Here is a 21,706-nt window from a genome sequence, read left to right as displayed (position 1 = left end):
AGCCGGGTAGCTGATCGGCCCCCAGCTGTCAGAGTGCAGGCGTGGTTTCGAGGTCGAATCGGAACCCCGAGCGCAGGGCCGCCGTGGCGGACATCCCGAACATGCGGTGGAAGGTTTCGCTGAAATGGGAGGGTGTGGCGAACCCCGCGTCCGTCGCCGATCGGGTCAGATCGTGGCCCGCGGCGACGTCGCGCATCGCGTGCAGGACGCGGGCCCACTGCTGGTATCGGCGGAAAGTGGTCCCGTACTGCTGGACGAACAATCGCAGGAAGTGCGAGGTGGACAGGCCGAGATTCGCGGCGATCGGTTCGGCCCGGAACGCCCGATCCGGGTGTTGTCGGATCGCGGCCGCGACGCGCTCGATGCGCGGATCGATCTCGGCAGGGGGACCGGCGCCGGCCAGCGCCACGATCCGACCCGGGTCCGTGTCCGGTAGACGGCACTGCTCGACCAGTTCGCGCTCGCGAAGGTGGTCGAATCCGTAGGGGCCCTCGGTGGTCGCCATCTGTCCTTCGATGGCCGAGGCATGCGACCACAGGAGCAGGATCGGTTTATCGAGGGTGTTCACCCGGTGCACCGCGCGAGCCGGGGCGTACGCGCTACGAGTGAGGATCTCACCGTGGGTGGCGGTCTCGAGGACGAACGGCCCGTCGAGCCCGACGCTGAGTACCGCGACAGAGGTGGAATGCAGGTCGACGCCGAGTTCGGGCCCGATATACCCGGCATGACCCGGCCGGATCCAGACCACCGGTGACCGCGCCGGACCACGCGGTTTCGCAGGCGCACTGTCGGTCACACCTGCCAGCGTATCGGTGCGCCGCCCGCAACCGCGCCGGCTGATGTCGACCAGCATCGATGCCGGACAGGAGCTGGTGAAAAGCAGGCGGGTCGGCTTCAGGGGAGTGAATGGTACCGGTTATACGGTGCCGACCCGCCTGCAATCCATTCGTCACCGGCAGTGGCACGGATGGGGTTCGTGAGCTGGATAGCCAAGTCCCGCAGCGCAACTCGTAGCAACGAGCACCGCAGGCCCGGCGGGCACCGGGTCTGCGGTGGGGGTTCAGGGCAGGGGGACCCAGGTGCCGAAGAACCAGAAACCGTGCTGCGGCGCGTCGTTTCGGTGATGCTCCGGCTGTTGCTGCGGCCGGTGCTCCTGACTCTGCTCGGGCCGCTGCTGGTCGTGCCCACCCGGATCCGCGCTCGCCACGCTCGCTGTCGCGCCGAGCACCCCGAGTGCCAGCGTGCTCGCCACCGCGGTCTTGGCCAGTGTCGATTTCATCCTCATGCGCGTTCCTCCTGATCTTCGATCTCACCGCCGAGATCGTCGGCCGGCCGAAGTGCTCGGCCGATAGCTGAATCTTCGCGGCGCAACCGTCGAGCCCGGTGGGACCCGGCTGGGAGTCGGCTGTGGATCGGATCCGGAGACCGCGCTCGAGCACAGGCCCCGGCGCCGACCCCTCGCTGAGGTCGACGTTGCTACAGTTCACCAGCCGTGGTGTTCGGGAAACCGGTGTAGAACCGGTGCGGCCCTCGCCACTGTGATCGGGAGTTGTGAATCGATTCGGATGACGTCTGTCATCCGGAGCCACTGGGGTCCTGCCCTGGGAAGGTGGATTCACCGCGCACTATCCCGTCAGCCAGGAGACCGGCCACGGCTACGCAGTACCCCATTCCACGAGGACCTGGAAGGCCGACTCTTGACCCGCTCTGTTTTCGCGCGCCTACGTTCCGGCGCGTTGCTCGCCTGCACGATTGTTGTCACCGGTTGTGGTGTGCAACCCCTCTCCGACGCGGGCGGCGCAGCTGCCGTCACCCGCGTGAACTGTGGGATCGACGTCGCCGTCGACGGCCCATCGCAGCGGATCTACGCGGCGTATCAGCCCTCGATCGAGATCGCGCACGCGCTCGGTGTCACCGATCGGCTGGTGGGGACAGCATTCCTGGACTCCGCCGTGCTCGCGGAATATGCCGGCGCGCAGGCACGCTCGCCATACGTCGAGAAGCTGCCCAGTCGCGACGAACTGCTCGCCCAGCGACCCGACTTCGTCATGTCGGGTTTCAACGGGGTGTTCGCCTCCTCGGCGCAGAACAGCGTCGGTACCAGGGCAAGCCTGCACGAATTGGGTGTGCGCACCTGGGTGCTGAGTCCGCTGTGCCCGAGCGCCGACGGGCTCGCCGATGAGGCGATCGACCCCGATACCGTGCGCTTCGACAACGTGTACGCCGACCTGCGCGACCTCGGTGCCCTGTGGGGCACCTCCGAGCGCGCCGAAGACGTTGTCACGCAGCTGAGTTCACGCATCGACGCGATCCGGGCCAAGGTCGGCAACGCCGGGAAGCCGCGGGTCGCGGTCGTCACCCCCAAAGACGACGGCTCCTACACCGTGGCAGGCGGCATCGACTTCATCACCCAGATCATCGAGGCCGCCGGTGGCGTGAATGCCTTCGCCGATCTCACCACGAAACGCAACGTGCCCGTCGGCGCGGAAGAGCTCATCGCCCGTGACCCCGACATCATCCTGACCAGCCTGTGCTGCAAAGCGACCTACACGCGCGCCGACGGTCAGCCCCAGGTCGACAAGATCGTCGCAAACCCGGCGTTCGCGAATCTGGCGGCCGTGCGGAATGCGACTGTGCACCCGTTCCTGTTCGCCGACCGGGCGGCAGGGGTGCGGATCGCGCACTCGACCGAACTGGTCGCCGCCCTGATTCATCCCGAGCTGTTCCGGCGGTGACGCGCACCGCTCGCGGTGCCGGTCCGATGGTGGCCGGTGCCGCGCTGGTGGCTGTCTGCGTCGCGTCCATCCTGATCGGCTCGCACCCGCTCACCCTCGACCAGGCCGTGGTCGCGTTCACCGATTTCCAGGGGACCGACACCGACCGGGTCGTGCGCTACATCAGGCTGCCCAGAACTGTCGCGGGACTCCTCGCCGGTGTCGCGTTGGCGCTGGCGGGCGCGGTGATGCAGGGGCTCACCCGCAACCCGCTTGCCGGGCCCGGCCTGCTCGGCGTCAACGCTGGTGCGTCCCTGGCGATCGTGATCGCGATGGGTGCGTTCGGCCTCACGGCGACGGGCGGATTCATCTGGTTCGGCTTCCTCGGTGCCGCGGTCGCCGCGGCGTTCGTCTACACGCTGGGATCGTTGGGATTCGGTGGCGCGACGCCGGTGAAACTGGCGCTCGCGGGCGCTGCTTGCACCGCGCTGTGTGGGTCGATCACCACGGCGATCACCCTGCTGGACCGCACCCTGTTCGACAACTTCCGTTTCTGGGTGGTCGGCTCGCTGGCTCGTGCCGACATCGAATCCGTGTGGCAGACAGCACCGTTCATCGCTGTCGGGTTGTTGCTGGCGGTAGTGGTGGCCCGGCCGTTGAACGCCGTCGCCATCGGTGAAGACATGGCGCGCACGCTCGGAACGCGGCTGGTCGCGACGCGCGCGACCGGTGCGTTGAGCGTGGTGCTGCTCGCGGGCTCGGCGGTGGCCATCGCCGGACCGATCGCCTTCATCGGTCTGGTGATCCCGCACATCGCCCGATTCTTCGCCGGACACGACTACCGGTGGATCCTGCTCTGGTGTGCACTGCTGGGCCCGACGCTGCTGTTGGTGGCCGACATCCTCGGACGGATGCTGGCGCGGCCACAGGAAATCCAGGTCGGCATCATCACCGCCTTCGCGGGCTCGCCGTTCTTTCTCTATCTCGTGCGCAATCGAAAGGTGGCCACACTGTGACGGGCACCGAGCGCGGCGTACTGCCCAGCGGGACGTTGCTGCTGCGAACACCCGACCGGCGCATCGTCTTTCGCGTCGGGAAACGCTCCACGGTCGTCACCGTGCTGGTGACGGCGACCGCGCTGGCGGTGGCGGCCTGGTCACTCACGATCGGCTACTACCCGCTCACGGTCGCTGACGTGGTGCGGGTCCTCGGTGGCGGTGGCACGCTCATCGAGTACGACGTGGTGGTGGCCGATCGGTTGCCGCGCGTGCTCACCGGGCTGTGTGTCGGCGCGGCCTTCGCGATCTCGGGGGCGATCCTGCAACGAATCGCGACCAACCCGCTGGTGAGTCCCGAGATCATCGGGATCAACGCGGGCGCCTCCCTGGGCGCGTTGGTGGTGAGTGTGTTGCTCGGTGGCGCCGGGCTGGGGCTGGTCGGCGGCGCGATGATCGGTGCCGGGGTGGCCATGGCGCTGATCGTGGCCGTGGCCACCAAGGACGGGCTCGACGGCTATCGACTCGTGCTCGTCGGTATCGGTGTCACAGCGATGCTGTCCTCGGCTATCGCGTTCATCTTGACCATCGCCGACAACTACCAGGCGCACACGGCCGCCATGTGGCTCACCGGCAGCTTGGCCAACCGTGAGTGGACCCACGTCGGGTTCGCCGCGGCGGCGCTGGTGGTGGTCGTGCCGCCGCTGATCGTTCTCGCTCGCTCGTTGCCGCTGCTGGAAATGGGCGACGAACTGGCGAATTCGCTGGCCGGGCGGCGCGGCCCACACCGCATCACGCTGATCGTCGTCGCGGCCGCCGCCGCGACCCTGGCGACGGCTGCGGCCGGGCCGATCAGTTTTGTCGCCTTGGTGGCGCCGCAGATCGCGCGACGGCTGCTGGCCGAACGCGGCGCGGGGCTCGCGCCCGCGGCTGCCACCGGGGCATTGCTGGTGGTCGCCGCCGACCTGGCCGCCCGGCGGCTGTTCCCGGCGGAACTACCTGTCGGGGTGGTGACCGCCATCCTCGGCGCTCCCGTTCTCGTCTACCTCCTCGCCCGTGCAACTTGGATCGGACACGCTGGATGACCGCACACCTGACCACCGAGGGACTCACCCTCGGCTACGGCGACACCGCGATCGTCACCGACGCCACCGTCGACTTCCCGACCGGTGCGATCACTGTCATCGTCGGCCGCAACGGCTGCGGCAAATCGACCCTGCTGCGGGGACTGGCCCGGCTGATCGCGCCCACGGCGGGCGCGGTCCTGCTCGACGGCGCCGATATCGCACCGCAGCCCGCGCGCACGGTCGCCCGTCGGCTCGGTATGTTGCCGCAACAGCCCGTCGCCCCCGACAGCATCACCGTGGGCGAACTCGTCGGCCGTGGCCGTCATCCGCACCAACGCTGGTTTCGTCAGTGGTCGGCGCAGGACGGCGAGGCCGTGCGAAAAGCGCTGGTGGCCACCGACACTCTCGAGCTGATCGACCGATCGGTGGATCAACTCTCGGGCGGGCAGAAGCAACGGGTGTGGATCGCGCTCGCGCTGGCGCAGGACCCCGAGGTGATGCTGCTCGACGAACCGACGACCTTTCTCGACCTGGCACACCAACTCGACGTGCTCGACGTCCTGCGAAATCTGTTGCCGCGCACGATCATCGTCGTCCTGCACGACCTCAACCTCGCCGCCCGCTACGCCGACCATCTCGTCGCCGTGCAGGACGGCCGGGTGGTCGCTCAGGGTCCACCCGCCGAGATCGTGCGCCCCGAGCTGGTATCGGAAGTCTTCGGTATCGACTGCACGGTGATCGAGGACCCGATGACGGGCACACCGCTGGTGATTCCGGCCCCGCGAACGGTGCGCACCGCATGACGCGCCGGTATGTCCTCATCGCCCGGCCGACTCCGTCGGGCGTCGACCTGCCGTCCGTCGAAGCTCTGGCGAAGGCCTGCGGGGTCGGCTACGCGCTACTAGACCAGGAGGAGCCGACCATCCACACCGCCCTGGACACCGCCGCCCGCGACCGATCGCCGGTCACACTGATCCCGCTGGCCGTGCCACGCGACCGCTACCTCGAGACCTGGATCGCGCGAGCGGTAGCGAACTGGAAGGAAACGCGCGGGAGCGAACTCGACGTGCGCATCACCGACGGCATCGACACCGCCGCGGGATTCGCCGATGTGGTGCGTTCCAGGATGTCCGAGGACGGTGCACCGGTGACGGCGAGCCCGCGGGCCTTCCGCAGTCCGGCCTGGTCCGAAATCCCCGACCACACCTCCCACATCCTGGTGTGCCGAGGCCCCCGTTGCACCGTGTACGGCGCGGGCGAGCTGCACCGGACACTGCGCCGCGACCACCCCGACGCCCTGATCACACCGACCGGATGCCTCAACCCGTGCAATCTGGGCCCGCTCTACATCACCTACCCGGACGGCGAATGGCATACCGACGGCATCCGCGGGGGTGACTCCGTCGGCGCTGCGCACGATAGCCTGACGGAATGATCGAGGACGAACCGACCACGATCCACCCGGACCGGGCCGCGCGGCGGTCGGCCTTCGCATGCTGATCGAGAAGCAGCGCTGGGCCGGGATCCGCAGCGGGGCGGTGACGGTGCTGTTTCGCCGGTGGCGTCACCGGCAGGCCACCGAGGGCAAGGTCTACCGCACCGGCGCGGGGCGGATCGCCGTCGACCAGCTGTCGACGGTCACCGCCGATCAGATCAGCATCGAGGACGCGCGCGCCGCCGGATACGACGCACCCGCCGAGGTGATCGCCGATCTCCGTGGCGCGCCGGAGGACCCGATCTATCTGCTCCGGATCCGCTGTCTCACCGACGAAGATCCGCGCGACGCGCTGGCCGCCGACGACCGGATCGACGATGCCGCGGCCTTGGCCGCCCGCCTCGCCCGCATGGACCGGACCGATGCCGAGGGCCCGTGGACCCACGACACGCTCCGAATCATCCAGCGGCGCCCAGCCACCCGGGCTCCCGACCTGGCCGAGGAACTCGGGCGTGACCCGCACCGCTTCAAACTCAACGTACGCAAGCTGAAAAACCTCGGCCTGACCATCAGCCTGGGCACCGGCTACCGGATCTCACCCCGCGGCGCGGCCTTGCTGGCAGCCCTGGATTCGGCGCAGACCGGCGAGTGAACGCGGCGAGTGAACCTCGGCGCCGCCTTGCCTATCAGGCGGGCGGCGCCCGCGGTCGACGCCGAGGTCGGGGCCCGAAATACCCGGCATGACCCGGCCGGTTCCAGACCACCGGCTACCGTGCCGGACCACACGATTTCGAAAGCGCCCCATCGGTCACACCTGCCACGGTAACGGTGCGCCGCTTCGAACCACAGCGGCCGACCACGAGAGGACAGAAATCGTGAAGATCCCACTGACAATGCTGGTAGGCGTCGCCGTCCTGACCGTCAGCGCATGCGCGATGCGGCCGGCGGCCGGCGAAACAGACACTGCGCAACCAGGTTCCGGACTCGATCCGGCTGCGCTGCAATCCGCGCTGGATGCTGTCCGCGACGCGGGAATGACCGGTGTGTACATGGAGGTACGTGACGGCGACCGGGTGTGGAGTGGCACGGCGGGGGTCGCCGACGTCGCCTCCGGCGAACCCATCGGCCCGGACATGGTCCACCGAGTAGGCAGCATCACCAAGACGTTCCTCGCGGCCGCGATCATGCAGCAGGTCGAGCAGGGGCGGATCGGGCTCGACACACCGATCGGTGACTACCTGCCGCACTTGGTCCCTGGTGAGCGTGGCGCGCAGATCACGGTCCGGATGCTGCTCAACAACACCAGCGGTCTGGCCGAGCACCTGCCGTACTCATTTCCTTCCCTCACAGCCTTTTTCGGCGGGACGCAGCTCTCATCGGAGAGCTTGGACAAGCATCGGTTCACCCAGTTCGACCCGGTCGAGTTGATCGGAATGGGTGTCAGCGCGCCGCCCGCCACCCGGGCGCCCGGAGCGACCCCCGGCGTGTACTCCAACACCAACTACTTCCTGCTGGGCGAACTGCTGGAGCAGGTGACCGGAACTGCATTCGAGACCTATGTCGCCGATAAGGTGATCGGACGCGCCGGGCTCGAGCACACCGCGTTTCCGGACGGGCCGACCCTGTCGGTTCCGCACCCGCGAATGTACGAGCGGCTGTTCGGAATGATCGATCCGCCGCGCGACTACAGCGTCTACAACATGTCGTGGGCGATGCCCGGCGCCGGACTCGTCTCGACCATGGCGGACCTGAATCGCTTCTACCGCATGCTGTTCGGTGGGCACATCGTCAGCCGCGAGTCGTTGGCGCAGATGCAGCGTACGGTGCCCGTCCTCGCACTGGACGGTACGCGGATCGAGTACGGTCTCGGCCTGCACCGGGTGCGGACTCCCGGCGGCGAAACATTCTGGGGCCACGACGGCAGTGTCTTCGGTGCCCAAGCGCTATCTCTGACCAGCGCCGACGGCACCCGCCAGATGTCGGTCGCGACAAACCTCGTGCGGTGGAACGAGATCGGCCCCGACGGAAAGCCGAAGCCACACCCCATCGACGACGCCCTCGCCACCCTCTACCACACCGCGATGGGCGGCGAGTGATCCTTCGGCGGTGCTATGTGCCCCCGGCAGTCGTCAGCCCGGATCAAGTGCCCCGACTCGGTGCCGAAGTCTCGCACCGCAACTCGCGCGTCACTGAGCGTCGAGTGCAACGTTCCGGGCCCGGCGAACGATGCGATGCTCATGCAGGGGATGACGCAGGCCGATGAGCAGCAGCAAACAGCCGGGTTCGGTGCGTTCACCGTGGTGGATGTCGAGACCTCCGGGCTACGGCCGCATCAGCACCGGGTGCTGTCCGTCGCGGCGGTGACGCTGGACGGCACCGGCCGGGTGACGCGAGAGTTCCACAGCCTGATCGACCCGGGTTGCGATCCGGGTCCCGTGCACATCCACGGGCTCACTGCCGAGGTGCTGCAAGGCTCGCCCGAGTTCGGTCAGGTGCGCGACCAACTGACGGCCATGCTGGACGGCCGGGTGATGGTGGCGCACAACGCACTGTTCGACTACGGGTTCCTGCTGCAGGAGTTCGCCCGGGCCGGGGGAGCTCTGCCGGTGCAGCGCCGGCTGTGCACGTTGGCACTGGCCCGCCGCATCGCGCTGCCGACACCCGACTACCGGTTGGGCACACTGGCGACGTATTACGGTGTGCCGCAGCAGAAGGCACACGATGCGCTCGACGACACCCGCGTTCTCGCGAATGTTCTTCGAGCGTTGGTCGCCGACGCGGCCCATCTCGGTATCGCACCCCCTTTGCTCGACTGCACACCTGATTCGGCCAGGCCGACGCAGTCCAGGTGGCCGGTCGAACGTCGCGGCCCGAAGCAGCCGTGTGACTTCGCCTATCCCGGGAAGCTGGCGGTGGCCGGCCGCCTGCGCCAGGGGATGAAGGTAGCGCTGACCGGGGAGACCCGGATCGAACGCGAAGAGCTCGTCGCCCGTGCCGAGGCTGCGGGGCTCGACGTCACGAGCACGGTGAGCAACCGAACCAGTGTGCTGGTCACCAACAATGCCCATGCGGAAACGGGCAAAGCGCGCAAGGCGTTCGAGTTCGGAACGCCGGTGATCGATGAGGCTCGGTTCGCCGCGCTGCTCGAGTCGGTAGAACCGGGGCACCGGAAAGGTACGGCGGTACCCGATGTTGCGGCGCCACGTCGATCGACGGCACCCGCACGGGCGATATCAGGTCCGCTGGCCGGTCGGCGGATTCTGGTGCTGGGCGGAACCCACGGCGAGGCTGCGGTGGCGCGCTCGCGGATCGTCGAGCTCGGTGGTTCGGCCGCGGTCAATCTTTCCGCGACAGTGACAGATCTGCTCCTTCTCGCAGGTGGGGAATCCGACCGGCGCGCGCGAAAGGCCGACGAACTCGCACTGGCAGTCCACGGGCCAGACCTGCTCGAGCAGGGTGCGATCGCGCCCGCGGCTATCCCTGCGGCATCGACCGCACCTGGTCGTGCTGAAATCCGGCCCGCGGAGCCGACGGTGCTGTCGCGAGGTCAGGTGATCGACGTGCCGATCGCCGAGGGCGGCAATACGTGGACTCTGCGGGCAACGTGGAGCCAGCTCAGTGCGCCGACCGTGGATCTCGTCGCGTTCCTGCTCGGCAGCGATGAGCGAGTCGAGGACTCCGACGACTTCCTGTTCTACAACCAGCCAGAATCGCAGGGCGCCAAGCTTTCCGAGGATGGGCCGAACGAGCAGTCGATCACCCTGGTCCTCGATGACCTGCCCGAGCACTGCACTCGCATCGTCCTCGCCGCTTCGCTCGACGGCGCCGGTCTCACCTTCGGCGACGTCGGCGCCATCGAGCTGGATTTCGCCGCAGGCACGGAATCGAGCACCGCGATACGTGCCACGCTCGATGCCGCAACCGTGGAACGCACCCTGCTGCTCGCCGAGTTGTATCTGCGCGGTGACGATTGGCGGCTGCGCGCGGTCGGCCAGGGCTACGAGACCGATCTCGCCGAACTGGCCAGGCGGTACGGGGTCGACGTCGACGAATGAAGCCGCACGAGGTGGCGGCCGGTCGCGCGCTGATGACTGCGTTTTGCTTGCCCTGCTGTCGGTCGATGCCGGCCTCGCTGACAAGCACGACATCGCATCGCTCGCCGGCCTCCGGTCGGAGATGCCGGCGAGCGTCGATAGCCTGACCGTTCGAGATCAGCTGCCGAAGCTTTCGGCGACCATGTTCTCGGTGAGGCCGTAGTCGGCGAGGGAGTAGTGGTGGGTGGCTTTGCGGTCGCCCGTGCGGCTTTCGTGATCGAGTGCGGTGATGGATGTTCTGGCCTCGGGCGTGAGGGTGGTGCCGGTGCGGGTGTAGATCCGGTCGACGACGCCGAGGGGATCGGCGCGCAGGTCGTCGAAGTCGACGTCGATGAAGGTGGCCTCGGGGTGGCGGGTGCGGGCGGCGGTGAATTCCGCGAGGCCGCGGGCCCAGAGGTCGAGTTGGGTGCGGCCGATCGTGTCGCCGGTGAAGACCGTGGACCAGCCTCGGGTGGCGTGTTCGTTGAGGCTGCAGACCGAGGGGATGATGGTCGCGGGGTCGCGGTGGGTCTGGATGACGATGGCGTCGGGGTAGGTCGCCAGGAGGGCATCCAGACAGAACAGATGGCTGGGATTCTTGAGGACCCAGCGGCGGGTGTCGTTCATGCCGATCAGCTGCAGGTTGCGGCGGTGGCGGGCATAGGCGGGGGTCCAGTCCTGGCCGGCGAGCCATTGCGAGTAGCCCGGCACGTAGGCGAGGCATTCGTAGGAATGCGACATGCCCGACTGGCGCAGTAGCTGCCAGCATTCCTCCACGTCGGAGGCGCTCATGTAGTGCAGGCCCATGAACTCGGGGTTCTGCACCTGATGCTGCCGCAAGCCCGCGTCGATCTGCTGGTAGGCGGGATTGTCGCCCCAGGTCTCGCGCGGTGGTCGCGGCTGCGGGAAGTCGGTCAGCCACATCTCCAGCCCCTGGTTGGCCGGATCGGCGGCCAGCAACCGGTGCAGCGCGGTGGTGCCGGTGCGGGGGAGGCCGGTGACGAAAATCGGCCGGGTGACCGGTGTTTCGACATAGCCGGGATTCGCCGCCCACGCCGCTTCGCTCAGCGCGCGGGCGACCAGCGTGCCGCGCAGGAAGAAGCGCGACATCTTGGAGCCGAGCTCGGTGAGCCCGGCCTCGTCGCGATACGAGTCGAGCAGAACCTGCAACGCCTCGGTGTAGTCGTCGGCCCCGAAATCGGTGAGACCGGTGAGTTTGGTGGCTGAGGCGTGCAGGTCGGCCACGGTGCCGACATCGGTGCGCACAGTCATCTTCTACAAGCTCCTAGTTGTGGTATTCGCCGCAGTTGACGTCGAGGGTCTGTCCGGTGATCGCCGACGACCAGTCGGAGGCGAGAAACACCACGGCACGGGCGATCTCGTCGGGCTCGGGCAATCGCTTCAGATCGGATTTCGACGCGGTCTGCTCGTAGACCTGCTCGACGGTGATGCCGTACTTCTCGGCGACCTGACCGAAGTACCACTTCAGCTGATCGGTCCAGATGTAGCCGGGCAGCACGCTGTTGACCCGCACGCCCTTGCCGCCGAGTTCGGTGGCCAGGGTCTGCGACATGGCCAGCAGCGCGGCCTTGGTGAGTTTGTAGCTGCCGTAGCGGGGCTCGGAATGACGCACCACCATCGAATTGATCATCACCACAGCGCCTTTGGCCTCGGCGAGCGCGGGCGCGAAGGCCTGCGTCATCCGCAGACCGCCGAGCACCGTCATATCCAGGCTCGACCGGATGTGATCGAAATCGGTGCGGTCCAGAGGCTTCATCGACGGCACCGAGAACGCGTTGTTCACGAGCGCGTCGACCCGGCCGAAGGTGTCGACCGTGCGCGCCACGAGATTCCGCACCGCGGCCTCGTCGGTGATGTCGGTGGGCACGCTCAGCGTGGCGCCCCCCGCGGCCTCGATTTCGGCGGCCACCTCGAGCAGGCGGGACTCGGTGCGCGCCGCGAGCACGACCGTCGCCCCTGCCGCGGCCGCCTCCAGACAGATCGACCGGCCCAGACCCGGTCCGACCCCGGAAACGACGACGACCTTGCCGTCCAACAGTGCCCCGCTCATCCGAGCATCCTTTCGGCGAAAGCCCGCTGCCGGGCCGAGATCCGGTCGCGCCAGCCGGCGGCGTCGATCCGGTTGTGTTCGAAATACGGAAGGTGTTGTGCGACTGCGTCGATCGGTACGACCTCGACCGTCGGCCCATCGGCCTCGGTCATCGGCCGATCGGTGCGCTGCCACCGGAACTGCAGAATGCCGCGCGTGCGGCCGGTGGTCTCGATCCAGTTCGCGATGCCCGGGTCCTGCTTGCTCACCACCAACCGGATCAGACCATCCGAATCCACCTGGGCCTGGGCATGATTGAGGCTGGTCTGGTGGTTGACGTAGTCCAGGGAGATGTACCAGAGACTGCCCAGCTGGAAACCCTGATACGGCGCATCGGATTTCGGGACGGTGATCACCAGTGCCTGATCGTCGGCCAGATCGAAATGGCCCACCGAGGAGTACTGGGTGCTCAGTCCACCGGGTGTCAGCCGGGGCGCGGTGAGGGTGTTCACCGGCAGGTCGAGGTAGAACCACTTCGGGAAGTTGAACCAGGTGTGCACGCGGGTGAGCAGCATCTTCGCCGCCGCGCCGTACCGTTTGCGCAGACGGGCCAGATCCGGTTCGACCGGTGCGGTGCCGATGGTGTCGACCCGCTCGATCCGGATCGAGCCCTTGCGCTCGGTCCAGTCGCTGTAGACCTCGCGCACGGCCAGCATGGACGCGCCTTCCCCGAGTGGGAAGTAGTCCGGCCCGGCATCGGCCTTCGGCGGTCCGAAGCGCAGCGAGAAGCTGCCGTCGGCGGCGATCGGAATGCGCCGGTCGTCGAAGGCGTCGGCGCCACCGGGCACGTCGGTCGCGGTGTAGTCACCTTTGAGTACCTGGAAACTCAGATCGACGGTGCTGCCGCGCACCCCGCTCACCAGGTACTCGGCGGTCGGCTCGATGGTGGCGTGGTAGTAGAGGGTGTCCGGGTTGTCCAGGCCCATTTTGGCGTACGGGCCGGTCGAGGACACGAAGTAGGGATGCGAGGTGCCGTGGGCGCCCGAAAGGCGCAGGCAGGCGGCGACGCTGGCGGCGAGATAGTCGTAGCCCTCGGCGAGGTCCTGATCGCTGCGGACGAAGTCCGCTCCGGCGATGAGCGTTTCGGCCTGGGCCACCGCGGCCAGGAACGGCGCGGTGAGCGGTTCCGGTGGCGCGCTGCTACCGGATTCGGTGGCGGTACTGGAGTGGGTCAACGGTCTGCGATTCCTAGCTCTCGGAGGATGTGGGCGGCGATCTCGGCAGGGGAGCCGAGCTCGGGAGTGATGACCAGGTCAGCATGGTCGGGTCGTTCGTACGGGGAGCCGATTCCGGTGAAGCCGGGCAGTTCTCCCGCACGGGCCTTCGCGTAGAGGCCCTTGGAGTCGCGGCGCTCGCACTCCGCGAGCGGAGTGTCGACGAAGACTTCGTGGAACGGCAGTTCGCGGTCGGCGTGGACGGTCCGCGCGGCGGTGCGCTGCGCGGCGAACGGGCTGATCACCGACACGATCGCCACCGCACCCGAATCGGCGAACAGCGCGGCCACTTCGGCGACCCGGCGGACGTTCTCGTCCCGGTCGGCGGGGGAGAAGCCGAGACCGGCGTTGAGACCGTGCCGCAGATTGTCACCGTCGAGCAGGTAGGCGGGACGGCCTGCCGCGACCAGCAGTCGCTCCAGCTCGACCGCCAGGGTGGACTTGCCCGACCCGGACAGGCCGGTCAACCACACCGTCGCGCCCGCATGCCCGCGCTCGGCGCGACTGACCGCCGATCGATGCCAGACCACGGCCGGGGCCGCGCGTTCGCTGCCGACGTTCGCGGCATCGATCCCGGATTCCCGGCCGGTCACCATTCCCGCGGCGACCGTTTGATCGGTCACCGGATCGATCAGGATGAAGCTGCCCGTGCGCCGATTCTCCCGATAAGGGTCCGACAGCAGCGGGCGACGGCTGCGCAACCGGATGCGCGCGATGTCGTTGAGCGACAACGTGGTGACGTCCTCTACCCGGTGCAGCGTGTTCACATCGAGGCGGTAGTCGATGGCCGTGACCTCGGCGGACGAGGTCTGCGCCGCGGTGCGCACCAAGTACTGGGCACCCTCGCGCAACTGAGCACTCTCGGAGAACCAGCACACCATCGCGTCCAGGTCGGTGCCGATGTGTGGACGGTTACCCGGCCGGGCGAGCAGATCCCCGCGCCCGACATCGATGTCGTCGTCCAGAGTCAGCGAGACCGCCATGCCGGTGAACGCCTCGTCGACCTTCGTGCCGCCCGGGCCCCAGATCTCCTTGACGTGGGAGGACCGCCCGCCGGGCAGCACCACCACTTCGTCGCCGGGCTTGAAGATGCCGCCCGCGATGGTGCCCGCGTAACTGCGGTGGTCGAGTCCTTCCTGCGCCCGGATGACGTACTGGATCGGCAGCCGGGCATCGATGAGGTTGCGGTCCGAGGCGATGTGCACGTCCTCGAGGTGGCGCAGCAACGGCGGTCCCGGATACCAGTCCATGTGCTCCGAGCCGTCGACCACGTTGTCGCCGAGCAGCGCCGACACCGGCACGAAGCTCAGATCGCCCACCGTCAACTTGGCGGCGAACGCGGCGAACTCGGTGCGGATCTCCTCGAAACGCTCCTGCGACCAGTCGACCAGGTCCATCTTGTTCACGCACACCACCAGGTGCGGCACGCCGAGCAGCGTCGCGAGGAACGCGTGCCTGCGGGTCTGTTCGGAAACGCCGGTGCGGGCGTCGACCAGGATCAGCGCGAGGTCCGCGGTGGACGCGCCGGTCACCATGTTGCGGGTGTACTGCACGTGCCCGGGGGTATCGGCGATGACGAACTTACGGCGTGGTGTCGTCACGTAGCGGTAGGCGACGTCGATGGTGATGCCCTGCTCGCGTTCGGCGCGCAGACCATCGGTGACCAGCGCCAGATCCGCCGCCGCCCCGCCACGTTCGGTGCTGACTCGTTCGATGGCGGCGAGTTGATCGTCGAACAGGGACTTGGAGTCGTAGAGCAGCCGGCCGATGAGGGTGGACTTACCGTCGTCGACGCTGCCCGCGGTCGCCAGTCGTAACAGATTGCGGCGCATCAGAAATAGCCCTCTCGCTTGCGGTCTTCCATGCCGGTCTCGGAGATCCGGTCGTCGGCACGGGTGGCCCCGCGTTCGGTGAGTCGGGTGGCGGCGGTCTCGGCGATCACCTTCGCCGCGGTGTCGGCGCTGCTCTCGACGCACCCGGTGCAGGTGGCGTCGCCGACCGTGCGGAATCGGACGGTCGCTTCGAACGTGCGCTCACCGGCCTTCGGCGTGATGAATCGGCCGGCCGACAACAGCATTCCGTCGCGTTCGATGACCTGACGCCGGTGCGCGTAGTACAGCGACGGCAGCTCGACGGCCTCGCGGTCGATGTACTCCCAGATATCGAGCTCGGTCCAGTTCGACAGCGGGAACACCCGGATGTGCTCGCCGGGCTGATGGCGGCCGTTGTAGAGGTTCCACACCTCGGGCCGCTGTGCTCGCGGGTCCCATTCGCCGAAGCTGTTGCGGAAGCTGAACACCCGCTCCTTGGCGCGCGCCTTCTCCTCGTCACGGCGTGCGCCGCCGAATGCCGCGTCGAATCGGTGCTCACCGATCGCGCGCAGCAAGGTGGTGGTCTGCAGGGGGTTGCGGGTGCCGCCGGGACGTTCCACCGCGCGACCCGTGTCGATGTCGTCCTGGACCCGGGCGATCTCGAGGCGCGCACCGGTGCGTTCGGCGGTGCGGTCGCGGAACTCGATCACCTCGTCGAAGTTGTGGCCGGTGTCCACGTGCAGCAGCGGAAACGGCAGCGGCGCGGGCCAGAACGCGCGTCGCGCCAGGTGCAGCAGCACGGCGGAATCCTTGCCGCCGGAAAAGAGCAGGGCCGGTCGCGCGAGTGTGGCCGCGACCTCCCGGAAGATGTGCACCGACTCGGCCTCCAAGGCCGCCAGATGCGATAACTCGTACCCCGCCTGCACTGTTCACCCACTTCGTTCGTGCGGTTCGCCGGGGAACTTTCCCCGACGGGTTGCGATGTCGAATATTCGACGCTATTGTTCGGTATTGTGACACCGACGATAAGCCGGGCCGAGCGCGCCGGTCAAGAGGTGAACCCTGATTCGATGGGTGATGCCGAGATTCCGGGCGCCGCGTCGCCGCCGACACAGCGCGTGGTGAAAGTGCTCGAGCTGCTGTCACGACATGCCACCGACCGGTTGTCGCTGGCTCGGATCGTGCGCGAAGCGGGGCTGTCGCGCGCCACCGCGCATGCCGTACTCACCCAGCTCACCGCCGATGGCTGGACCGTGCGCGACGACGACGGCTGCTACGGCATCGGGCTGCGGCTGCTGACCGTCGCCCGGCGTGCCGAAGCGGCGTTTCCGCTGCGTCGCACCGCGGTGCCGCACCTGCGAGACCTGTCCGAGAAGGTGGGTGTGCCGGTGTTCCTCGCCGAGCGCGCCGGGGACAGCATCGTGGTCACCGAGGTCGTCGGGCATCCCTCGGCCGGCTGGATCCGTCCGGGCAGGCGCCTGCCGCTCGCGCCCCCCGTCTGCCGCGAATTCATCGCCTGGGCGCCCGAACCCGTCCAGCAGGCCTGGCTGGCCACCGCCGACCCGGCCCACCGCGACCGCCTCGCGCGCGTGCTCGCCGAGATCCGCACCCGTGGCTACTCGGTCGAACGGCTGGTCGACGATTCGACACCGATGCTGGAAGTGCTGGCGGGCCTGCGTGATTCACCGATCACGGCCGCCCTGCGCGCCCAACTCGGTTCCGTCATCACCGAACTGATCACCATCGACTACCTGCCCGACGAACTCGGCCCCGAGAACGCCGTCGTCACGCTGTCCGCCCCGATCCGCGATCGCACCGGTGCGGTCGTCGCCGCGGTCGTGAGCTGCCCCGACAGTCGGCTGTCGGCCCTTGCCTTGAGCGAGCTCGGCGCGGCGACGGTGAACGCCGCCGACCGAATCACCTCCGGCGGTCTCGGGGACTGACCCCGCGTTCGGTTTCCAGTGACACCCGGGCTACCCGCGAACGCACCATTTCGAGTTCTCGGCGACGATGGTTCGCCATTACTCTGAGAGGGGATCTGACCGAACGCGACCCGCTCGACGGTCGTGGAGGCAGATGGCGAGGAAGGACGGGCCGTGGCAAACGACAGTGATCGGTGGTGGGAGGCGCCCGGAATGTCAGGCCCCACCCCTGACCCCGCCGCACAACCCCCCGCCGACCCCACCATCCTGCGCTCGCCCGGCAACCCGGCCGAGCAGTCGGCCCCCCGACCGCAAGACAGCCGGCAGCCCGCTGCCGACCCGCAGCCGGGAGCGAATCACCCTGGGAGCGGGCAGCATCCGATCGCGCCGCCCACCGTGTTCGGGCAGCAATTCGCACCACCGGGGACGGGTGAGCAGCCGTACGGGCCGCAACCCGGAACCGGGCAGCCTTGGCAGCAGTCCGGAGCGGGACAGCCGGGCAGCGGGCAGCACCCATTCGCGCCGCCGACAGTGGTCGGACAACCGTGGACCGGGCAGCAGGCCTACGGGCCGCAACCCGGGGCGGGCCACGATCCGTATGCGGCCCAGCCGGGGAGCGGTCAGCAGGCGTACGGGCAGCAACCCGGAGCGGGTCACAACCCGTATGCAGCGCAGTCCGGTGGTGGACAGTCTTACGCGTCTCAGCCCGGGACCGGTCAGCAGCCGTACGGGTCCCAATTCGGATCGGGTCAGTTCGCCCAGCAGCCGGCGTACGGCCAGCAGCCGTACGGCTATGCGCCACAGCAGTATTCGCCTCCCCCGCGGCGCAGTGGCGGTTCGGGCGCGATCATCGCGGCGATCGCGGTGGTCGTCGTGCTGGTGATCGGGGTCGCCGTTGCCGTCGGGTTCGCTGCCAGCTCCTCGGACGAGTCCACCACCTCGGCGAGCACGTCCACCACCACGACGAAATCAGGACCACTGTCGGGCACCAGTACCGCACCGCTCGCGCCCGGCTCGAAGGGCGTGCTCATCGCCTCCTATCGCGTCGCCTACGACGTGCCCTCGGCGTGGACGGTCCACTCCGAAAGCGACACCATGTCGTTCTCCAACGCGACGGGCGCGATCGACGGTCGCGGCCAGGCGACCGAGGGAGCCGACTACTGCCCCGGCTCGGTGTATCGCGCGATGGCCGCGGTGACCTCGACCACCGAGACCGAGGTGGCGGCCGCCGCGAAGAGTGTCGCGAAAATAGCCGCGGCAGGGGGATATTCGGACCCGACCGGCGGAAAGATCAGCGCGCCGACGTCGTTGAAGACCCAGAGCGGAATCAGCGGCCAATTCGTCGAGACCACGGGCCCGTGGACCCCGCAGATCCCGGGCTGCACCGCGAATGCCTACTCCGTCTACACCTTCGGCTTTCGCAACGCCGCCAATACAACCCTCGTCCTGACCATCCTCGTCGACCGCGGCACCACCGGCGAACTCACCGCCGATCAGGCCAAGAAGATGATCGACAGCCTGCGCCTGGTCTAAGCGGCGTCGGCGCCACCCGGTTCGCTGTTCGTAGACTCGACTCATGACGGCAGCCGCATCGAATTCGACCGATCTCCCGGCGAGTCTGGTGGAGATGACCGCTGAGCACGTGCGCGCGCAGGTTCTCAGCGGCGCGTTGGCGCCGGGGGAGCGGGTAGGCGAGGAAGCCCTGTGCGCGCGGCTCGGGATCAGCCGGGCGCCGGTGCGGGAGGCGCTGCGGCGCCTGGCCGAGCAGGGTCTCGTCGAGCATCTGCCGCGGCGTGGGTATCGGGTCGTGGTGTGGTCGGCGCGCGACATCGTCGAGTTGTTCGAGGTGCGGCGGGCGCTGGAACAGCACGCGGTGACCGTCGCCCTCCCGAGTACGGACCTGCGGCTGGGGCGGGTGCGCACGGCGCTCGCGGAACTGACCGCGGCGGACCGGCGCAAGGACTGGGTCGCCCGCGACGACGCCCACCGCCGCTTTCACGCCGAAATCGTCGCGCTGGCGGGCAATCGGCAACTGGACCTCGTGTACGAGCAGATCCTGGTGAAACTACAGCTCGCGATGGCACGCAATCTCCGTGAGGAAACCGAGGTGGGCGCCCGTCGCGAAGGTGTGCGCCGACATCAGGAACTGCTCGCCGCGCTGGAGACCAACGACCCGCTGCGGGCGGAGACCGCGCTCCGTCAGCACGGCGAGCAAACATACCTGAAACTCGGTATCTGCTAACACATCCGATACAGACCGATCCTCCCGCCGTCACACTTTCTGTCGACAATCGACAACATGACAGGCTCTACGGTCACCGAGATCCTCGCCCAGCACCAGGGCGGCAACGGCTCCCCGACCAGAACCGCGGCGCGAGTGGCCGACGCGATCGCCGCGCGCGGCGACGACGGCACCTGGATCACCCCGGTACCCCGTGACGAATTGCTCGCTGCCGCTGCGGCTATCGAACGCATGCCCGGTGCACGGACGCTGCCGCTGTACGGCGTTCCCTTCGGGGTGAAGGACAGTATCGACGTCGCCGGCTATCCGACAACGCTGGCCTGCCCCGACTACGCCTACCTCGCCACCCGCACCGCACCCGCCGTGCAGCGCCTGCTCGACGCGGGCGCGCTGTTCGTCGGCAAGACCAATCTCGACCAGTTCGCGACCGGCCTCAACGGCACCCGAACTCCGTACCCGGTGCCGCGCAGCGTCTTCGGCGGCGATCTGATCTCCGGCGGTTCCAGTTCTGGATCGGCGCTCGCGGTCGCCCTCGGCCAGGTGCCGTTCTGTGTGGCCACCGATACGGCGGGTTCGGGCCGCGTACCCGCCGCACTCAACGGCATCGTCGGCTGGAAGCCGTCGCGCGGCCTGATCAGCACCGTCGGGCTGGTGCCCGCGTGTAAGTCGCTGGACTGCCTCACCCTCATGGCGACCACTGTCGAGGACCTGGACCTGGTCGCCGAGGTGATCATGGCGGTCGATCACGAGGATCCGTGGACCCGCGCCAGAGGAGGACGATTCCCCGGTGGCCCGATCCGGCTCGGCCTACCGGCACCGCAGGAGCTCGAGTTCTTCGGCGACGACGCCATGCGCGCGGCACACCTCGGTACGCGAGACAGGTTGCCGGGAATGGGGTTCAGCTGCGTCGACACGACACTCGCACCCTTCCTCGCCGCGGGCGCGCTGCTCTACCAAGGTCCGTGGGTCGCGGAACGTCTGGTCGAGTTCGACGAGTTCCTGACCGATAGGCCCGACTCGATCCTGCCCGTGATCCGGGAAATCCTGGACAGTGGACGGCAATTCAGCGCCGTGGACGTGTTCCGCGCACAGCAACGTTTGCAGGAACTGCGCGCTGAGGTCGCCCGGATATGGGACGAGGTCGACGCGGTGGCGGTGCCGACCATCGGCACCACCTTCACGGTCCCCGAGGTGCTGGCCGACCCCATCGCGACCAACACCGTGCTCGGCCACTACACCCATTTCGGCAATCTCCTCGACCTGACCGCGATCGCGGTTCCCGGCGGCACCACCCGCGACGGCAGGCCGGTCTCGCTCATGGTGTTCGGCCCGGCACTCGCCGACGACCTCGTTCTCGCCGCCGCCGCACGGCTGCTGGACGAACCGCGCACCACCGCACTGCCCCACCACCTCGGCCCGGTATCCCTGCAGGAGCGACGATGACCGAAATCCCCGCCACCCCGAGCCCGTTCACCTTCGATCCCACCACGACCGCGCTCGTCATCATCGACATGCAGCGAGACTTCCTGCTCCCCGGTGGCTTCGGCGAAAGCCTCGGCAACGACGTGGCGCTGTTGCGCACCGTCATCGAACCTCTCACCGGTGTGCTCGCCTCGGCCAGGGCCGCGGGGATCACAGTGATCCACACCCGAGAGGGCCACCTGCCGGACCTGTCCGATTGCCCACCGTCGAAACTTCGGCGCGGCAACCCCTCGCAGCGCATCGGTGATCCGGGGCGATTCGGGCGCATCCTGATCCGCGGTGAGTACGGCCACGACATCATCGACGAACTGGCGCCGCTCGACGGCGAGACCGTCATCGACAAGCCGGGCAAAGGCGCTTTCTACGCGACCGACCTGGCCGCTGTGCTGCAACAGCATTCGATCACCACCCTGCTCGTCGCCGGCGTCACCACCGAGGTCTGCGTCCACACCACCGTCCGCGAGGCCAATGACCGCGGCTACGAATGCCTCGTGGTCGCGGACTGCGTCGGCTCCTATTTCCCCGAATTCCAGCGCGTCGGACTGGCGATGATCGCGGCTCAGGGCGCGATCTTCGGCTGGGTCGCCGGCTCCGCGGATGTCATCGCCGCACTCGGCACCACCGCCCCCGTCACGGCCTAG

Annotated in this window: 20 protein-coding genes and 1 riboswitch; of the genes, 13 read left to right on the top strand and 7 right to left on the bottom strand. The window is 68.3% G+C overall.

The features are described from left to right. Positions 1-28: 28 nt before the first annotated feature. Both ACFTS5_RS09945 and ACFTS5_RS09940 read right to left on the bottom strand, forming a co-directional pair. Positions 29-796, bottom strand: a complete 768-nt coding sequence (locus ACFTS5_RS09945; RefSeq protein WP_378629432.1) for a helix-turn-helix domain-containing protein — start codon at positions 794-796, stop codon at positions 29-31. 264 nt (positions 797-1,060) lie between these two features. Then, positions 1,061-1,285 carry a hypothetical protein gene (locus ACFTS5_RS09940; RefSeq protein WP_378629430.1) on the bottom strand — a complete coding sequence of 75 codons (225 nt, stop codon included), beginning with the start codon at positions 1,283-1,285 and terminating at the stop codon, positions 1,061-1,063. Positions 1,286-1,476: 191 nt separating this feature from the next. Continuing rightward, positions 1,477-1,669: riboswitch (cobalamin riboswitch) on the top strand. Positions 1,670-1,697: 28 nt separating this feature from the next. Between ACFTS5_RS09940 and ACFTS5_RS09935 the strand changes: the two genes are divergently transcribed. The 8 genes from ACFTS5_RS09935 (at position 1,698) to ACFTS5_RS09900 (ending at position 10,266) form a co-directional block, all read left to right on the top strand. Further along, complete coding sequence (locus ACFTS5_RS09935; protein ID WP_378629428.1) at positions 1,698-2,735, top strand: ABC transporter substrate-binding protein; 1,038 nt, start codon at positions 1,698-1,700, stop codon at positions 2,733-2,735. Beyond that, positions 2,732-3,730: a FecCD family ABC transporter permease gene (locus tag ACFTS5_RS09930; protein ID WP_378629427.1), complete on the top strand. Its 999-nt coding sequence runs from the start codon at positions 2,732-2,734 to the stop codon at positions 3,728-3,730. Before ACFTS5_RS09935 ends, ACFTS5_RS09930 begins: the two co-directional genes overlap by 4 nt. Further along, positions 3,727-4,794 carry a FecCD family ABC transporter permease gene (locus ACFTS5_RS09925; protein ID WP_378629425.1) on the top strand — a complete coding sequence of 356 codons (1,068 nt, stop codon included), beginning with the start codon at positions 3,727-3,729 and terminating at the stop codon, positions 4,792-4,794. Before ACFTS5_RS09930 ends, ACFTS5_RS09925 begins: the two co-directional genes overlap by 4 nt. Next, positions 4,791-5,579 (top strand): ABC transporter ATP-binding protein, encoded by a 789-nt coding sequence (locus tag ACFTS5_RS09920; protein WP_378629424.1) that lies wholly within the window; start codon positions 4,791-4,793, stop codon positions 5,577-5,579. The genes ACFTS5_RS09925 and ACFTS5_RS09920 overlap by 4 nt, the downstream gene beginning before the upstream one ends. Further along, complete coding sequence (locus tag ACFTS5_RS09915; RefSeq protein ID WP_378629421.1) at positions 5,576-6,211, top strand: hypothetical protein; 636 nt, start codon at positions 5,576-5,578, stop codon at positions 6,209-6,211. The genes ACFTS5_RS09920 and ACFTS5_RS09915 overlap by 4 nt, the downstream gene beginning before the upstream one ends. 58 nt (positions 6,212-6,269) lie before the next feature. Beyond that, positions 6,270-6,863 (top strand): hypothetical protein, encoded by a 594-nt coding sequence (locus ACFTS5_RS09910; protein WP_378629419.1) that lies wholly within the window; start codon positions 6,270-6,272, stop codon positions 6,861-6,863. Positions 6,864-7,086: 223 nt separating this feature from the next. Beyond that, positions 7,087-8,307, top strand: a complete 1,221-nt coding sequence (locus ACFTS5_RS09905; protein ID WP_378629417.1) for a serine hydrolase domain-containing protein — start codon at positions 7,087-7,089, stop codon at positions 8,305-8,307. Positions 8,308-8,448: 141 nt separating this feature from the next. Next, a complete protein-coding gene (locus tag ACFTS5_RS09900) occupies positions 8,449-10,266 on the top strand; it encodes an exonuclease domain-containing protein (RefSeq protein WP_378629414.1) in 1,818 nt (605 codons plus the stop codon). A 156-nt stretch (positions 10,267-10,422) separates the two neighbouring features. Here the strand turns inward: ACFTS5_RS09900 and ACFTS5_RS09895 are convergent, their stop codons facing one another. Genes ACFTS5_RS09895 through cysD form a run of 5 tightly spaced genes read right to left on the bottom strand, consistent with a single transcriptional unit; the run spans position 10,423 to position 16,345 of the window. After that, positions 10,423-11,556, bottom strand: coding sequence for a sulfotransferase family protein (locus tag ACFTS5_RS09895; RefSeq protein WP_378629412.1), 1,134 nt, complete (start codon positions 11,554-11,556; stop codon positions 10,423-10,425). 13 nt (positions 11,557-11,569) lie between these two features. Beyond that, positions 11,570-12,355 (bottom strand): SDR family oxidoreductase, encoded by a 786-nt coding sequence (locus tag ACFTS5_RS09890; RefSeq protein WP_378629410.1) that lies wholly within the window; start codon positions 12,353-12,355, stop codon positions 11,570-11,572. Continuing rightward, positions 12,352-13,569, bottom strand: a complete 1,218-nt coding sequence (locus ACFTS5_RS09885; protein ID WP_378629408.1) for a hypothetical protein — start codon at positions 13,567-13,569, stop codon at positions 12,352-12,354. Before ACFTS5_RS09885 ends, ACFTS5_RS09890 begins: the two co-directional genes overlap by 4 nt. Then, positions 13,566-15,440 carry an adenylyl-sulfate kinase gene (cysC, locus tag ACFTS5_RS09880; protein WP_378629405.1) on the bottom strand — a complete coding sequence of 625 codons (1,875 nt, stop codon included), beginning with the start codon at positions 15,438-15,440 and terminating at the stop codon, positions 13,566-13,568. Before cysC ends, ACFTS5_RS09885 begins: the two co-directional genes overlap by 4 nt. Continuing rightward, on the bottom strand, positions 15,440-16,345 hold the full coding sequence (gene cysD, locus ACFTS5_RS09875) for a sulfate adenylyltransferase subunit CysD (protein WP_378629403.1): 906 nt from the start codon (positions 16,343-16,345) through the stop codon (positions 15,440-15,442). Before cysD ends, cysC begins: the two co-directional genes overlap by 1 nt. 87 nt (positions 16,346-16,432) lie before the next feature. Here cysD and ACFTS5_RS09870 point away from each other — a divergent pair, with 87 nt between their 5' ends. The 5 genes from ACFTS5_RS09870 to ACFTS5_RS09850 all read left to right on the top strand — a co-directional run bounded on the left by ACFTS5_RS09870 (position 16,433) and on the right by ACFTS5_RS09850 (position 21,706). Then, entirely contained in the window at positions 16,433-17,362 is a 930-nt protein-coding gene (locus tag ACFTS5_RS09870) for an IclR family transcriptional regulator (RefSeq protein ID WP_378629401.1), read from the top strand. A 153-nt stretch (positions 17,363-17,515) separates the two neighbouring features. Continuing rightward, the gene (locus tag ACFTS5_RS09865; RefSeq protein ID WP_378629398.1) at positions 17,516-18,874 is read left to right on the top strand and encodes a hypothetical protein; all 1,359 of its coding nucleotides are present in this window, start codon (positions 17,516-17,518) and stop codon (positions 18,872-18,874) included. 43 nt (positions 18,875-18,917) lie between these two features. Continuing rightward, complete coding sequence (locus ACFTS5_RS09860; protein ID WP_378629396.1) at positions 18,918-19,583, top strand: GntR family transcriptional regulator; 666 nt, start codon at positions 18,918-18,920, stop codon at positions 19,581-19,583. 57 nt (positions 19,584-19,640) lie between these two features. Further along, on the top strand, positions 19,641-21,026 hold the full coding sequence (locus tag ACFTS5_RS09855; protein WP_378629395.1) for an allophanate hydrolase: 1,386 nt from the start codon (positions 19,641-19,643) through the stop codon (positions 21,024-21,026). Beyond that, positions 21,023-21,706, top strand: a complete 684-nt coding sequence (locus tag ACFTS5_RS09850; protein ID WP_378629392.1) for a cysteine hydrolase family protein — start codon at positions 21,023-21,025, stop codon at positions 21,704-21,706. The genes ACFTS5_RS09855 and ACFTS5_RS09850 overlap by 4 nt, the downstream gene beginning before the upstream one ends.

The sequence above is a fragment of the Nocardia sp. NPDC056952 genome (genome assembly GCF_042674185.1).
In the GTDB taxonomy this organism is placed as follows: domain Bacteria; phylum Actinomycetota; class Actinomycetes; order Mycobacteriales; family Mycobacteriaceae; genus Nocardia.
Note: the sequence above shows the minus strand (reverse complement) of the source record. Positions and strands in the feature narration are given on the sequence as shown.

Coding starts and splice junctions, on each gene's coding strand:
- ACFTS5_RS09860 (WP_378629396.1), top strand. CDS start 18,918: ATGACGGCAGCCGCATCGAATTCGACCGATCTCCCGGCGAGTCTGGTG.
- cysC (WP_378629405.1), bottom strand. CDS start 15,440: ATGCGCCGCAATCTGTTACGACTGGCGACCGCGGGCAGCGTCGACGAC.
- ACFTS5_RS09850 (WP_378629392.1), top strand. CDS start 21,023: ATGACCGAAATCCCCGCCACCCCGAGCCCGTTCACCTTCGATCCCACC.
- ACFTS5_RS09855 (WP_378629395.1), top strand. CDS start 19,641: ATGACAGGCTCTACGGTCACCGAGATCCTCGCCCAGCACCAGGGCGGC.
- ACFTS5_RS09915 (WP_378629421.1), top strand. CDS start 5,576: ATGACGCGCCGGTATGTCCTCATCGCCCGGCCGACTCCGTCGGGCGTC.
- ACFTS5_RS09920 (WP_378629424.1), top strand. CDS start 4,791: ATGACCGCACACCTGACCACCGAGGGACTCACCCTCGGCTACGGCGAC.
- ACFTS5_RS09895 (WP_378629412.1), bottom strand. CDS start 11,556: ATGACTGTGCGCACCGATGTCGGCACCGTGGCCGACCTGCACGCCTCA.
- ACFTS5_RS09900 (WP_378629414.1), top strand. CDS start 8,449: ATGCAGGGGATGACGCAGGCCGATGAGCAGCAGCAAACAGCCGGGTTC.
- ACFTS5_RS09940 (WP_378629430.1), bottom strand. CDS start 1,285: ATGAGGATGAAATCGACACTGGCCAAGACCGCGGTGGCGAGCACGCTG.
- ACFTS5_RS09890 (WP_378629410.1), bottom strand. CDS start 12,355: ATGAGCGGGGCACTGTTGGACGGCAAGGTCGTCGTCGTTTCCGGGGTC.
- ACFTS5_RS09910 (WP_378629419.1), top strand. CDS start 6,270: ATGCTGATCGAGAAGCAGCGCTGGGCCGGGATCCGCAGCGGGGCGGTG.